The 15375-nt window shown below is 52.8% G+C and carries 9 protein-coding genes; 5 read left to right on the top strand and 4 right to left on the bottom strand.

Going from position 1 to position 15375, the window contains the following annotated elements; genetic code table 11:
- Nucleotides 1–13 precede the first annotated feature (13 nt).
- The gene (locus CCALI_RS03770) at nucleotides 14–2626 is read right to left on the bottom strand and encodes a glycoside hydrolase family 3 C-terminal domain-containing protein (RefSeq protein ID WP_016482146.1); all 2613 of its coding nucleotides are present in this window, start codon (nucleotides 2624–2626) and stop codon (nucleotides 14–16) included.
- Nucleotides 2627–2906: 280 nt separating this feature from the next.
- Here CCALI_RS03770 and CCALI_RS03765 point away from each other — a divergent pair, with 280 nt between their 5' ends.
- The 3 genes from CCALI_RS03765 to CCALI_RS03755 all read left to right on the top strand — a co-directional run bounded on the left by CCALI_RS03765 (nucleotide 2907) and on the right by CCALI_RS03755 (nucleotide 8309).
- On the top strand, nucleotides 2907–5402 hold the full coding sequence (locus tag CCALI_RS03765) for a carboxylesterase family protein (protein WP_016482145.1): 2496 nt from the start codon (nucleotides 2907–2909) through the stop codon (nucleotides 5400–5402).
- A 162-nt stretch (nucleotides 5403–5564) separates the two neighbouring features.
- Entirely contained in the window at nucleotides 5565–7208 is a 1644-nt protein-coding gene (locus CCALI_RS03760) for a nitrite/sulfite reductase (protein ID WP_016482144.1), read from the top strand.
- 339 nt (nucleotides 7209–7547) lie between these two features.
- Nucleotides 7548–8309 (top strand): FliA/WhiG family RNA polymerase sigma factor, encoded by a 762-nt coding sequence (locus CCALI_RS03755; protein WP_016482143.1) that lies wholly within the window; start codon nucleotides 7548–7550, stop codon nucleotides 8307–8309.
- Here CCALI_RS03755 and CCALI_RS03750 read toward each other — a convergent pair.
- Nucleotides 8302–11415, bottom strand: a complete 3114-nt coding sequence (locus CCALI_RS03750) for an AfsR/SARP family transcriptional regulator (RefSeq protein WP_016482142.1) — start codon at nucleotides 11413–11415, stop codon at nucleotides 8302–8304. The genes CCALI_RS03755 and CCALI_RS03750 overlap by 8 nt on opposite strands.
- 481 nt (nucleotides 11416–11896) lie before the next feature.
- On the opposite strand from CCALI_RS03750, the gene CCALI_RS03745 reads away from it, so the two are divergent.
- Entirely contained in the window at nucleotides 11897–13159 is a 1263-nt protein-coding gene (locus tag CCALI_RS03745; protein WP_016482141.1) for an AI-2E family transporter, read from the top strand.
- Nucleotides 13160–13221: 62 nt separating this feature from the next.
- Here the strand turns inward: CCALI_RS03745 and CCALI_RS03740 are convergent, their stop codons facing one another.
- Nucleotides 13222–13473, bottom strand: a complete 252-nt coding sequence (locus tag CCALI_RS03740; protein WP_052572323.1) for a helix-turn-helix domain-containing protein — start codon at nucleotides 13471–13473, stop codon at nucleotides 13222–13224.
- 358 nt (nucleotides 13474–13831) lie between these two features.
- Here CCALI_RS03740 and CCALI_RS03735 point away from each other — a divergent pair, with 358 nt between their 5' ends.
- Nucleotides 13832–14320 carry a BlaI/MecI/CopY family transcriptional regulator gene (locus CCALI_RS03735; protein ID WP_016482140.1) on the top strand — a complete coding sequence of 163 codons (489 nt, stop codon included), beginning with the start codon at nucleotides 13832–13834 and terminating at the stop codon, nucleotides 14318–14320.
- A gap of 59 nt (nucleotides 14321–14379) precedes the next feature.
- On the opposite strand, the gene CCALI_RS14810 is transcribed toward CCALI_RS03735, so the two are convergent.
- Nucleotides 14380–15084, bottom strand: coding sequence for a DUF1326 domain-containing protein (locus tag CCALI_RS14810; RefSeq protein ID WP_016482139.1), 705 nt, complete (start codon nucleotides 15082–15084; stop codon nucleotides 14380–14382).
- Nucleotides 15085–15375: the final 291 nt, after the last annotated feature.

The following is a 15375-nucleotide window of genomic DNA, read 5'->3' as shown; positions in this document are numbered from 1 at the left end:
CGGGGAATCGTTTTCAGACCAGTTCGATGGTCGTTGTATGGGCGATGTGGGCGGAGGAGTTACCGACCATGAGCGTGACGGTGCCAGGTTGGAGGACGAATTTGGACTGAGCGACATCCCAATACCAGAGTGCAGGAGATTCGTAGGGAAGGCTCAGCTCCACGCGTTTGGTCTCACCAGGACGGAGCTCCACTCGCTTAAAGTCCACGAGCTGCTTGTTGGGTCGCTTGACAGGCGATTTAGGCGGTCGAACATAGAGCTGAACCACCTCGGTGCCTGCTCGCTTTCCTATATTGGTGACGTCCACCGATACGGTGATAGAGCCGCCTGACGTGAGACGCGGATGAGATACTTGGATATTTCCAATCTGGAAGGTGGTATAGCTAAGGCCATAGCCAAAGGGGTAGAGCGGCTCGCCCTCAAAGTACATGTAGGTACGCTTAGTGATATCGAAGTCGTGGAAGTCTGGCAGGTCTTCGACGCTTTTGTACCAGGTGGTAGCGAGCTTACCGCTGGGGTTGTAGTTACCGAAGAGCACGTCGGCAATGGCCGTTCCTTGGGCCTGACCGGCGAAAATGGCGGCCACGATGGCCGGAAGGTTTTCTTGTTCCCAGGTAACCGCCACAGGGGCGTTAGTAGAAAGAACAAGAATCGTTTTTGGATTGGCCTGATAGACGGCCTGAATGAGCTCATGCTGTGCACCGGTAAGCCGAATGTCGTCACGATCATGCCCCTCTGCATCTACCTCTTGATTCACACCGGCCACAACGATAGCCACATCGGCCTGGCGTGCGGCTTCGACAGCTTTCTGGAACATGGTGTCGTTACGGGCACCGGTAATGGTGCAGCCTTGCTGATAGGTTAAGGCGATACCGTTTGGATTGTGGGTTTCCGGAGGAGAAGGCGGATTAAGTCGATACCAGGCCACATTCAGCAAGTAGCCATCGCCACCTTTGAAGAGGAAGAAGAGCTTATGCTTGCCTATCACCCCATTGATAGGTGCTTTAAGACTGATCCAGTTTTGCCAGCCGCCAGTGTGTGGAACCTGTAGGGTACAAAGGAGTGGCCCGTTAAGACGATCGAGGTGAATCTCGATGGTACCGCCCTGGGTATCGCTGGCAACTCGAACCTCGATCTCGTTTTTACCGGCGAAGTCAGTAGCGGGAAACTCCACCCAAGAGCCGTTTTTAATGAAGCCGATGTCGGTACCGCCCTGCTCCACAGAGGATTCGAGCTGCGGTCCTCCTTCAAGCCGAACCGCTTGATAGGCATAAACCTCATCGAAATGGATGCCGATGCCGAGGGCTTGGGCGATGCCGCTAAGAGGAGAGACTCGGAGGAAGGGCGCCCCGCTGTAGCCGCCCAAGTGCGCGATGGCTGCCGTAGGCCCGATAACCGCCACCGATTTTAGAGCGGTTTTGTCTAACGGGAGAATGCCGTCGTTTTTGAGAAGCACAATGGATTGACGCGCAGCTTCGAGGGCAAGGGCGCGATGTTTGGGCGAGTCCACCACACTGAAAGGAATTTTGTTGTAAGGGCATCTCGGTTCGGGGTCGAGGTCGCCGAAAAGAAAGCGTGCGGTAAGGAGACGCGTAACGGCTTTGTCGAGGTCGGCCTCCTCGAGCAGGTGCTGTTCGAATGCTTCCCCGAGGTGGCGTGGATAGGTGTCTCCACAATCGAGATCGCAGCCGGCTTTAATGCCCATGGCACAGGCTTCAGCCAGCGATGTGGCGTAGTGATGAGGGTCGTAGATATTGTAGATGGCGTCGCAGTCGGAAGTGACATAGCCTTGAAAACCCCATCGCTCGCGCAGAATTCCGGTGAGAAGGTTCTTGTCGGCACAGCAGGGAATGCCGTTGACCGCGTTGTAAGCGCCCATCACGGAGAAAACCTTCCCATCTACCACACAGGCATAGAAGGGGCGTACATAGTACTCCCAGAAACTGCGGGGATCTACCGTTTCTGAGACAGCGGTGCGGTCGTTGTCGGTTTCATTGGCAATATAGTGTTTGGCGCATGCCACAGTCTTGAGATAGTTGGGGTCATCGCCCTGCATACCACGAACCGCCTGTACCGCCATGAGGCTCATGAGATGGGGGTCTTCTCCTAAAGTCTCCTCAATGCGCCCCCAGCGAGGGTCTTTTGCTGTGTTGATGGTTTGCGGAGAATAGTAGGCAAGGCCAACGCCGTCGCGATTGTGGTAGGCGCGCGCTTCATCGGAGACGGCCGTGTAGACTTGGTACTGCAATTCGGGATTCCAGGTGTTTGCGAGGGCAAGCGGGAGGGGAAAAGAGGTTACTGGGCCTCCTCGCACGAGGCCGTGGAGAGCTTCGCCGGAGTAGTAGTTATAGGCCGGCAGACCTAAACGAGGGATAGCCGGCACATTGTTGCCCACCTGGCTGATCTTCTCCTCTCGCGTCATCTGTGCTACCAAGGCAGCGGCCTTTTTTTGCGCCCATTCGAATCGCTCTCGGCGTATGCCGTAAACCAGGTCTTTTTCCCTCTCTTTCTGCGCGAAGGCTAGCAGATCACCATCTGGCAGACTGATAGCTGCGAGGAGGGTTGCGGCTCCAAGAGTGAAGAAATCGCGTCGGTTCACCTTCAGGGAACGCTTTGTTTTGCCCATGATTTTCTCCTTGAAACTGTTGGAAGTAATAGAAAGTTCGTTTATATGCTCGAAAATTCGCTGTTTGAGCGTTCGATTCCTGCTCATGGGTATACCGCGCGATTGAACAAATGTTTGGTGAGGTTAAGCAATTTGGAGATGGAAAAGATATTAGTAATCCTAAACAATGCTAAAACCGTTTTATTTGGATGTAGTATTGACAAATATCACGTGTGGGGTAGGATAAAATGGACATCCTGAATGCATGCGTGCGCCTGTGCGCTGGAAAGGAATTTGGTGGATGCACAAAGCATTTTCCTCGAAATCGCTCTATTTTCTTTGGTTGCTTCCTATGCTTGGCTGCCCACTTGTGGCTAAAGCAGAAGGCCTGGCGATCACTCAGGCATTTACACTAAGCGCTGTTGGCCATTATGGGCGCTCGATTGTGCATACCGATGCGCTCGAAGCGGAGATTGTAGCAGGTAAGCCTATAAAGCCGACAGTAGGAGAAGCTGTCACTTTACCAGATGGCTCGGTAAAGGTTTGGCAGCAGGCCTCTGTAGACAAGAAGGGTATTTTGTCCCAAAAAGAGCTTCGAGGTGGCTATGCCGACCTCGTGGTAGAGTGTCAAAAACATCAGATCGCCATCCTCTCAGCAATGGGAGACGCTATGGTCTATGTGAACGGCATTCCTTTCCCTGGTGATCCTTACGAGATCGGAATCGTGCACCTGCCGATTGAGCTGCAGCCTGGACGGAACGACCTGCTTTTCCTTTGCACGAGCGACACGCTGAAGGTTCAGCTCACGTCACCTCGTTCGCCGGTGATGCTCGACCCCTCCGATACCACCTTGCCCGATCTCATCGTTGGGCGCAAAGCCACGATATGGGGCGCTTTGGTGTTACTAAATGCAACCGAGCGAGAGCAAAAGGGCCTTTGGTTAGCCGTTTCGGTTGGGCACGGAAAGGTCGTTGAAACGATGGTACCAACGCTATCGCCGCTGAGCGTCCGCAAGGTGGGGTTTCGAATAGTGGCATCGGCGTTCGCACAGGATGGGAAAGTACCATTAAGCGTGACATTGCTGGCAAAGGATGGCCGGACGGTGCTGGATAAAACATCACTTTCTCTAAGGATACGTCAGCCCTATCAAACCTATAAAGTTACCTTTCGCAGCGGCATTGATGGCAGTGTGCAGTACTATGCCGTGAACCCTGCAAACCCTCTTCCGGGGCAGAAAGCTTTGCCGGCGTTGGTGTTGACTTTGCATGGGGCTGGTGTGGAGGCGATCGGTCAGGCGGATGCCTACGAGTCAAAGTCCTGGGCGACGTTGGTAGCACCTACGAACCGTCGCCCGTTTGGCTTTGACTGGGAAGATTGGGGGCGCATGGATGCGCTAGAGGTGTTGGCTCATGCGGAGCGAACGCTACCGTACGATCCGGAGCGTGTCTATTTAACCGGACACTCTATGGGCGGGCACGGCACATGGCAGATCGGTGCCTGGTTCCCAGACAAGTTTGCCGCCATAGGGCCTTGCTCGGGGTGGTGCAGCTTTTTTAGCTATGTCCATTTACCACGTTATCCAGACGATCCCCGCATCGGTACTATGTTGAACCGGGCCAACAACGTGAGCGACACGCTGTTACTAGGTCATAATTACGCTCAGGAGGGCGTCTATATTCTGCATGGCGCAGATGATACGACGGTGCCGGTAACCGAAGCTCGGAATATGGCAAAGTATCTCTCTACATTTCATAAAGACTACCGCTATCACGAGCAACCTGGGGTCGGACATTGGTGGGATATTTCACCAGAGCCGGGGGCTGACTGCGAGGATTGGGCTCCGCTGTTCGACTTTTTTGCCCATCATGCGTTGCCGCCGGTAGATGGGGTTCGGCGTATTTCGTTTACCACCCTCAATCCGGGTATTTCGTCTTGGGATGAATGGCTAGCGATTGAGCAACAGCAGCACGCCTTAGAGCCTTCATCGGTGCAGATGCAGGTAAACCCTGGTCTGCGGCAGTTTGTAGGTACGACCGACAACGTGGCCTGCCTCTGTTTAGCACTTGATAAGGTTTTGCCTCCTAGCAAAGCGGTGACGGTGGAGTTGGACGATCAGAAGCTGGAATCGATTCCGTGGCCTTTAGGGGGCAAGCTTTTCCTCTATCGTTCTACAACCCGGTGGTATGTTGGAAAGGCGCCGGCACTTACCGACAAAAACCCTCTGCGCTACGGGCCTTTTAAGGAGGCCTTCTCTCACAACATGGTTTTCGTCTATGGAACGCACGGAACGCCGGAGGAGAACGCCTTGCTTTATGCCAAGGCGCGATTTGATGCGGAAACGTTTTGGTACCGAGGAAACGGCTCGGTGGATGTGGTGCCGGACACGGAGTTTCAAACCTCTGCCGAGCCCAACCGCAGCGTGATTCTCTATGGGAACGCGCAGACCAATCGCGCTTGGCAAGCGCTGTTAGGGGATAGCCCTCTTCAAGTAACGGAGGGTGAGGTACGCATGGGAGAGCACGTTTGGAAAGGCGATGATCTGGCTTGCCTGTTTGTGAGGCCGCGTCCTGGCAGTGCGGTGGCCTCGGTAGCCGTTTTTGCTGCCACGGGCTCTGTTGGCTTGCGGCTTTTGCAGAGGCTGCCTGTTTTTCTTTCTGGGGTTGCTTGGCCGGATGCTACCGTGCTGAGTGCGCAAATGCTTACGGAGGGGTTGAGGGGTGTGCTGGCCGCCGGCTATTTCGGTAACGACTGGGGCCTTGCCGATGGAGACATCTTTATCCTTTTCCCCCACCCCTGAAGATAACGGTCTTCTCCTAAAGTCTCCTCAATGCGCCTCCAGCCGAAAAAATTTTTCTCCAACGTTGACATACCTATGAAAGACATGGTACACTCTATGAAAAGCCAACTATTCCAACTAGAATAGTCAAGTTTAGGCGATTCGGATAGGGAGAAAAGGGAAATGGCGAAGGCCGATGTGGAAGCGATCAAGAAGGCTAAAGACGGTTTGGACGTTTGGGACGATATTTTTCGCTACGCCAAACTCGGCTACGATGCTATTCCACCAGACGATCTGCAGCGTTTTCGATGGTATGGCATCTACCCGCAAAAACCGAATGTTGGCCATTTCATGTTGCGCGTGAAGGTACCTGGTGGAGATTTAAATGTTGAGCAGCTTCGCACCATTGCCTCCATCACGCGCGATTTTGCACGTGGCTTTGCGGACATAACAACGCGCCAAAATTTCCAGTTTCACTGGCTAACCATCCAGGACCTGCCCACTGTTTTTGAGCGCCTCCATGCGGTTGGGCTTACCACTACAGGGGCGTGTGGCGACATTACGCGCAATATTGCTGGGTGCCCCGTATCGGGTTTGGACCCACAAGAGCTTTATGACACTCGCCCTCTCATTCGAGAGGTCACCAACTACTTTTTAGGCAACAAAGAGTTCTCGGATCTGCCCCGCAAGTACAAGATCGTTATATCGGGCTGTTCCATTCACTGTGCCCAGCCTCAGATTAACGATGTGGGCTTGCAGGCCGTACGTCGCTTTCACAGAGGTAAGTCGGAGGTTGGTTTTCACCTGTATGTCGGTGGAGGACTTTCCACCCAACCGCATTTCGCCAAAAAGCTTGATGTTTTCATCAAGCCAGAGCAGGTGCTTGAGGTCTGTATTGCCGTTACCAAAATCTTTCGTGATGATGGCTATCGGCAGCGCCGCAACCATGCTCGTTTGAAGTTCCTTGTGGCCGATTGGGGGCCAGAGCGGTTCAGAGAGGAGTTGATCAAGCGTCTCGGATGGACTCCAGAACCTGCTGTGCCCGTGTTGGAACCTATTGGCCCGGTGCAGCAGGACCACTTAGGAGTTCACCGTCAGAAGCAGGCCGATCGCTACTGGGTCGGCACCTCTGTTCTTACCGGTCGGGTTACCGATGCACAGCTGTTTGCCGCAGCCGACATTGCCGAACGTTATTGTGAGGGAAACATTCGCACAACCAACCAACAGAACTTGCTCTTCCCTAACATCAAGTTCGAAGATTTAAATGCCGCGATACAGGCCATCCAAGAGGCTGGTTTCCTGGTGGAAGCCTCCGAGTTTCATAAGGGAGCGGTATGTTGTACCGGTAATGAGTTTTGCAACCTGGCCATTACAGAGACGAAACATCGCCTTCGGGAGATCATCTCCTACCTGGAGAGCCGCATGGTGTGGGATGAACCGATACGTATTCATCTTAACGGTTGTCCAAATTCGTGTGGACAGCACCATATCGGCGACATTGGCTTGCAGGGCTGTTTAGCGCGTCTAAACGATGGGACACAGGTAGAAGCCTACGATGTGTGTCTTGGTGGCAGACTGGGGGGCGACGCAAAATTCGTTCGCCCTATATCACGGAAAGTGCCGGCGGATAAAGTGAAGTACGCTATTGAGAACCTCTTGGTAAGCTTCCGATGCACGCGCAAGGAAGGGGAGAGCTTTGGACAGTGGGTGGATAGGCACACGAACGAGGAACTGGCCGAGTTCCTGGGCCTACACCTTTTAGCCCAAGACGATCCCACGTGGACTCCGCCGCCTCCGCGCGCTCATGCCCCTGTGGAAGTTGAGTAGCAGTTAAAAAGAGCTCCATTCATCAGGGCGAGCAACCACGTTGGGTGCTCGCCCTTTTTGCTTTACCGACGATCTTGTGGTGGATAGGAGCCGTCTCCTCATTCGTCCCCGCTGCGCCATTGCCCCTATTCGAAAGAAGATGGCTGGTCGCTACTTGAAGAAAAGCCTTCTGAGTGATCGCCGGTTGACGTGGAAAAGAAGATGGGCTAAAGGTTTACTGGCAACTAGCCGAAAATAGCAGGGTAATTCTAGGGTCGAGGGGTTATGGAGGATCCCCGGCTCGAAGGCTCTCTTCTATGGGGGAAGAGAGAAACTGACAAAGGTCACGGAGGTCCACAGATGGGCGAAGTTCCTACGTCCGCGCTTTGGCGTGCGTTGAAAGAAGAGGGCAGCCAAGAGGCGCGGGAAGCTCTCATTCAGCGCTACGCGCACCTCGTTACAATTACGGCGGGGCGTCTTTTCGGTCCTTTACCGGCAGGGATCGAGAAAGACGATCTCATTAGTGCCGGAGCGATTGGCCTCATCAAGGCGGTAGATCAGTTCGATCCTAGCCGAGGCATCAAGTTTGAAACCTATGCGATCACCCTTATTCGAGGTGCCATTCTTGAAATGCTCCGCAGCGATGATTGGGTACCTCGACTAGTGCGCGACCAGCAAAAGCAGCTCAAACAGGCCTACATGCGGTTAGAGAGCCGCTTGGGGCGTCCGGCCACAGAAGAAGAGGTGGCTGAAGAGCTTGGCATTACGCTGGATCAGCTCGATAAGTTGTTTACCAACATCGGTAGAACCACCCTTCTTTCCCTAGACGATCTGAGAATAGGCACCGAGCAGCAGCGCCTAGCGGATCTCTTGCCAGCCGAAGGACCCAGCCCGCTTGAGGCGGTAACCATCCGGGAGCGCAAGCGCGTTCTCGCGGCCGCCGTGGAACGGTTGCCGGAACGGGAAAAGCTTGTGATGTCGCTCTACTATAAGGAGGGACTTACGTTCAAGGAGATCGGTATGGTGCTTTCTGTCTCCGAATCACGTGCCTACCAGTTACATGCCCAGGCTGTGACACGACTGCGGAGCTATTTGGAGCAAGAGGCGGAGCTTTTTACTTAGATTCCGGTGAATCTGTTGAGATAGATAGTTTTCCAAGTGCTCCTAGTAGCTCCTCTGTTAGGGAAAGTGTTTGCTCTATATTCAACGAACGTCCGATAGTGTGGTAGGCGTCAAACTGCTGGTTGGAGAGCTGTGACTGGACTTGATGGCGGATATGCGCGACTCGTTTGCGGTCGGATGGAAGCAGGGGAGCACCGATCTGTTGGCGCAGGGCCTCTGCGGCTCCCAACAGTTTTGCGGCTAGTTCAGCGCGTTTCCAGCTAACAGCGAGCCAGGCACAGCTCTCGAAGGAGTAGGCTAGTCCCCGCTTATCTTGGAGAGCACAGCGAGTCTGCAAGCTTTTTGCCTGATAGGCTCGCGCTTTAGCAGGTTGTCCCAAAGCAAGCAGCGTGTTGCTGAGGTTGTTAAGGATAATGGCCTCAACGTATGGACTCTTTAACTCACGCGCTTTTGCAAGGGCATCCTCGAAGATGAGGCGGGCTGTTTCAAAATGGCCCCGATCATAGGCGACAAGCGCCAAATTGTTGAGCGAGTCGATCACTCCTTGATGGTCACCTAGCGTGCGTTTGGTTTGCAAGCTCTGCTCCAGCAGCTTAACGGCCTCGTCGTATCGTTCCTGTTCTTGAGCAATAAGGGCGATGTTGTTGAGGGTGGTGGCGATCAACTGATGATTCTCGAGTTGCTGCCAGAGTTGAAGCGAAACAGCATAGGCTGTTTGCGCGTCGTCTAATTTTCCTTGTTCATAAGCTAAAGCTCCGATCTGCCCATAGGCTTCTGCTTGAGCGCGAAGGTCTCCTGTTTGAGTAGCTTCGGTGAGGGCGATCTGGTAAAAGGAGGCGGCCTCTGTGTAGTCGGCTTGATGTTTGGCAAGAAGTCCAAGGCCAGACAGGATGCGCAGTCGGATATGCGGATCGGCATTGGGAGGCATAACGGCAAGTATCTGCTGGAGCCATTTACGACCTTCTGTGAACGAGTTCGTCACCAGCCAATAGTACCACAGGACTGCGCCGATATTAGCGGCAAGTTCTGCGCTATTTGCGATGGTCCATTCCAACGTGGCACGAAAATTGTCGGTTTCCGCCTCTAAAGCGGCCTGTATCATGAGACGCTGTGGACCAGCTAACAACGGAATGCTCTCTTTTGCAAATTGGAAATAGAACTGAGCATGGCGCAAAGAGAGAGCGTGAATCTGCTGAGGAGAGAGGTACGTTAAGGCAAACTCACGCATGATCTCAAGGAGGGTATAGCGCGTTTCACCCGCTGGGGTCTCACTAAGCGAAAGGAGGGAGCGCTCGGCAAGTTCGTTTAGCATCGACTCTGCATCTGGGCTGTTCAAAATAGCAGAGCATGCTTTGGCAGTGAAACCCCCGTGAAAAACAGATAGTTTTATAAAGAACTCTTTTTGACTTTCTGAGAGAAGCTCCAAACTCCACGCGAGGGCTGTCTGTAGGGCACTATGGCGTATTGTAGGGATTCGGCGGCGAGTTATTAGGATGTCTAAGGGGTTATCTAAGCGCTGTACGATCTGCTGTAGGGAGAGTTGTGTTGACCAAGAAGCGGCTAGCTCTAAAGCCAGCGGAATGCCTTCGAGTTTCTGAACAATGGTGTAAATCGGTAGGGCCGTTCGTTGGGTTAATTGGAAGTCTGGCTTGACCGCCTGCGCCCGATCCACAAAAAGCTGGATACTAGGATAGGAAGCAAGCTCTTCGGGAGAAGGCGCGAACAGGGCTATTGGAATAGGTAACGGCCCAACACCGTAGCGCTCTTCGCCCTCAAGCCCAATGGGTTGGCGAGAGGTGGCAAGACATTTGAGGAGGGGAAGCCGATCGAAAAGCTCGTAAAGGAAGCTACGAATCTGTTCTGCCTGCTCCGCTAAAAGCTGTTCACAGTTGTCAAGGACGAGAAGGAGAGCGTGTTCACGATATTGTGAGTACAGGGACTCTAAAGGGGACTGTTGAGAAGCGACGGGCAAGCGAAGGGTTTGGGCGAGCACGTTTGGGAGTACAGAAGGATCTCGAATTTCCGTTAGGGGTACATGGCAGACAGAGACGAGGTAGCGCTTATGGATATGTTCCGCTGCTTCGAGAGCTAGGCGCGTCTTTCCACAACCGCCCGGCCCTAGCAAAGTAATGAGGTGAGGAGGCTCCTCGTTAGGGTTTAGCACGGTTTCTAGATGAGCGAGCTCCTCCTCTCTACCAAAGAAGCGATTGAGACGGGCCGGCATAATGTAAAGGGGTTCTAGTGCGGGAGCGTTTCTAGGAAACGATGACTGAGGTGGTTTAACGGGTGCTTTTAGCTTATCCGAGGAGGGGGAGAGAAGGAAAACGCTTGGCTCTTGGGTTTGTCCTGTGGCGAGCATCTCTTGTGCGTGGTCAGCCAGTTTACGCGCGGCAGCTGACGGCAGTTCACCTAGCTGTTGACGCCAGGTAGAGGCCATCGTCTGATAATGTGCCAGGGCTTTGTCCGGTAACTTTGAAGCGATAAGCAGACGCATAAGAGTGAGGTGACCCTTTTCATTGAGGGGATCTATCTCTACGATGCGACAAGCTGCAGTGTACGCACTTTGAAGATCGTTTTGTTGTGTGTAGAGCTCAGCCAGACGGTGGAGCGCCCCCAAAACAGCTTCCGAGAGGTGCTCACGTTCGACAAAAATCCACTCTTCGTCGTAACCGGTTAATAGCTCTGCCTTATATAGCCTAACCGCTTGTTCTAGAAGGTCACAGCTGATGTTGACATTTGGAGCACTTTGGGCCAGCTTAAGAAGATTTTGAAATTCATCCACGTCCGTGTGCACAAGTGTGGAGTTTATCTGAAGGGTGAGACGACCGCCGGCAGTCAGGAGAATTGTATCTGGCAGCAGGCCAGGCGGTTCCATCTGACGGCGTAGGGCCGCGATAGCTTGTCGCAGGCGCGGGCTTGCCTGGGCAAAGTCCGTATCGGGCCAAAGAATGCTGGCTAAATGTTCGCGCGAATAGGCGCGATTCGGGTAATAGGCAAGATAGGCAAGAAGGGCACCGACCTTGCGCGTTATGAAACGAGATATTCGAAGGTCACCACAGGATGCTCTTAGCGGCCCTAGCATCTCGATATACCAATATTGTTGCAACGCTATCTCCTTAAACAAGAAATCACAAAACGTGATAGGGTTTAAGGTGCCATGACCTTCTTGTTATATCAGTGCAGCGATGAACGCTTTTTATCTCGTTAAGTGGATACTAAGTCGCTCCTTATACAAGTATCGTATTTCTAGCCATTAAATACTAGTGAAGCAAGATATATACTTGCTATATTAGAATTAACACTTCTGACTCTGCGGCAGCGGGATAGACCGATGAGACTAGATTTTGATAGATCTTGTTGCCTTTTCTAGAATACCCAAAGTTGAATGAAAATGCCATATGTTCGTGGCAGATTTCCTGGGGTGGGTCTAGAATATAAGAACCAAGATAGGATGGTACTGATGGTTTTACATGACCAAAGGTGCTATTATAGCAAGAGGAGCAGAGGGAACCCAGAAAGGTTTTTAGCTATCGAAACTGTTAAAGCCATAGTAGTACCATATAGTGTGAGCAGGAGGAAGGAGAGACATGGAGACTGAGAAGGCATCAACGCTGCCAAAGGAGACGGTAGAGGACCAGCATTTTAGCAGAAACGTGCACATGGATCATTGGCTGCGACTGCTGGTTGTGTTAGCTACCATCCTGCTGCTGATTGCTTTCGTTGCAGTAGTGGTGCGTCTACTAGGCGCTGTTAAGCACACGCTTCTGCTGTTTGCTCTTGGGGGATTATTGGCCTATGCCCTAGACCCCATTGTGGAATGGATACGCCGTCGCAAGTCTATGTCACGTGGAGCGGCGGTAGGTGTAGTTTGCGGGGGCTTTGTTCTGTTGATGTTGCTTGCAGCAGCGCTGTTAGGTACAGCCTTGGTGCATCAGATCAATATCATTGTGCGCGACCACAACACCTATCAACAGGGTATGGCGGCCGATGCAACTCCGCAGCAGCGCGACCTAGCGGCCCAGACCTATGAAGCGAAGATTCACGAGGAGATCGCACGGTTCAATGACTGGCTAGCCGCTCGTGGGGTTCATTATGATCTGCAGAGGGCTCTCAAACATCCCCTACCTAATAGTGGTACGTTTACCAGCGGACTTTTTGAGCGAGTCATCAAGACCTTAGGAGATATTGGTCGGACGCTATTTGAGGCAGCCATTGTAGGGTTAATAGCCATCTATCTATTAGTCTATTGTGAGGAGATGCGTCACCGTTTTACCATGGCGCTTCCGGCACCGTTACGCTCTTATGCCGAGATATGGCAAGACGATGTAAACCATGTGTTGGGTGGGTTTGTACGAGGCCAGCTGCTGTTGGCGTTGATCATAGGCACTGCGGCGGGAATTTTGTACTTAGCGCTTGGCATAAGGCTGTGGCTTCTGCTGGCGCTTTTTGTGATGGTGGCCTCTCTGATTCCGGTGATAGGGCCCTACATTGGTGCCGCGCCGGCAGTTCTTGCGGCGCTCATAACGCCGGAAAGCCACGGTCTAACGCCTATGATTCGGGTTATCACGGTTATTGTAGTTCTGATCGTGATCAACGAGGTAGGTTCAAAGATCCTCTATCCACGTTTGGTAGGGGCGGCGCTTGGGCTGCATGAGGTGCTGGTGTTGTTCCTTATATTGAGTGGATTGGAGGTGGCAGGGATTACCGGCATGTTCTTTGCCGCTCCGCTCACCGCACTCATTGTGACCACGCTGCCTCAGCTCTACAGGTTTTGGCAAGGGCTGCCGCCTATCTCGTTAACTGGGAAAGCCAGGGCACGAACTGGGGAATTGGAAGCAGAACATTTGTGAAAGCATGGGAGGTCTCCCACCGCACCCAAAGTACGAGGGAGGCCTCCATGGAGACAATGCCTTTATCGGGTAGCGCGAGCGTCGAAGGAGATAAGCCCCAAGCGGGCTGCTCTGCGGAAGGCCTGTACGCGATTATTCACCTGGAGTTTATTGTAGATGTTGGCCAGATGAAAATCTATGGTACGTTTGCTCACAAAAAGCAGATCGGCCACCTCTTTGCTCGATTTTCCTTCGATGATCAAAGTAAGCACTTCAAGCTCGCGTCGGGTCAAGCGCGTGGTTTCAGGACAAGAGGTTTCATTGGTTTTGTTCATGTTGTAATCACTCCTCAAAGACAAAGTTGCAAAGTTTCAATGTTTCAAAGCAGGTTCGCTGTGATGCGACACCGGCAATCTTATCGTTCCATTAAAGCGCACAAAACGTGAAGAGGAGGCGTCATTATCTATAAAAATCCCGTAGTCCTACGGGGGTTGTAAGGCATGAAAGACCAGATGTCGCGTTATGGGAACTAAATTCGCCGATGAATTCGCTATAATATTGATCACGCAACTAGCCACAGTAGAGAAAGAAGCAAAATCAGAGTTTCAGTTAGCGTGCGTGTAATTAAAAGGCGCACCCTAAGCTCGATGTGGCTTTGTGATAGCGACAGCAAAACCTTAAGGAGAGAGAAGTATGGACGATATGGAACTCGCTCACCGTCGCAAATACGTGGGTGTAGGCGGTGACGATGTACCTTCCCTCGGTGTGCTTGAGGGAGACATCTTGCGTCTGCTATGGGACGCCGGTGAGCCTCAATCCTCGGTGCAGGTGTACGAAGCCATGCACTTCGCCCGGCGTCGGGAGCAGCGCGAGATGCAGTCACCCTCTACTATTGCGGTGACCCTTAGCCGCATGGTCGAGAAAGGGCTGCTGAAGGTAGAGCGACCTCGCCGGAGCGGTAAAGGCTACTACGGCCCCACACGCTCACGCGCTGAGATCGTGCCGAAGGTGCTCGATGATGTGTGCCGACGTCTAACTGGCCACTCCATCGGCTATGTGCTTGCGCACCTCAGCAAGCCCGGCTCAAGCGATATTGAGGACGTTATTTCCGCGTTGCGGAAAGCTCGCGACGATTACGAGGCCTCTGGCCAAGAAGAGAAGAAGGTGGTTGAGCACGTGTAAGCGTCCTCAACTTATTTAAAGAAAAGGTAAAGGCTCTGGTACCACCCAGAGCCTTTTTCTCATGGCATGGGCTTTTGGGATATGGATCCCTCTAGGACGAAGTGTCCTAGATTGGCATTAACGTTCTGATACTGCATCTGGTTACCTAGGGCATCGCGGTAGCTCATCTGAGTTGTTTTGCCCTTTGCAAACCGCATCACAGGCCATGTGGTGTTGTTTTCCACAACGATAGGATTTTTGCCATCTCTGCCAATAAGAATCTGCGCTTGGAACCCGCCTGCTTCGCCAAACTGTATTCGGAAAAGGCGAGGGGTTATTTCTGTGGTAATAGAAGCGATAATCCATTTCCGTTGCCCCGCCCAAGGGCCTCCTTTAGCAAAAACCGCCTCTGCCAGCTGCTTCAGAGCCGCCTGTTGCTCTGGTGTGGCGCGGCTGTCGAGATAGCCCACAGCACTTTTAGGGCCATCGCAGCCGCCAAAGCTAAGTCCATCAAGCACAATAGGGCCGTAATGGGCGTGATCGAGACGATAGACAAAGAGTGCATTGCAGCTGTTATGGGAGGGAGGCTGTCCGAAATTGCAGGGACAGGGGACGTTGCAGGTGCAGGATTCAAGGAGCTGGCCCTCAGCCTGCCAAGTCTGAACGTTGGAAGACAGTTCTTTTGAAGAAGGCGTCTGCGGTATAGGTTGAGCAGCAACAAAGTAGATCAGGAAGAGCATGCTCGTACCGGTCAAAGTGGTGCGCATAAATGCCGTTTTATCCATGAAGCCCTCCGTATAACCTCCGACTTATTTGAGAGCAGAGTAGGGTACAGTATAAGATCGAAATCGTAAAAGGTCAAGTATCTCAGCCCTAGTAGGGAGGATGTGCTCCGAGCGCACCCATGCCCAGACAAACGGGGGGCATGTTAGCCGCCTCGTAGAGGAGGAAGCTCGAAGTCGTCACTACCTAAGCCAGCTGCGTGCCTAGCTCTTTAGGAGAAAGTGTACCCCCTGGAGCCGATTCGCAATCAACAACGTTTGCAAGCAGAAAGTTTTGGCCTCGCTCCCCGCGTA

Source organism: Chthonomonas calidirosea T49, assembly GCF_000427095.1.
In the GTDB taxonomy this organism is placed as follows: domain Bacteria; phylum Armatimonadota; class Chthonomonadetes; order Chthonomonadales; family Chthonomonadaceae; genus Chthonomonas; species Chthonomonas calidirosea.
This window is presented reverse-complemented; position numbering and strand designations above follow the sequence as displayed.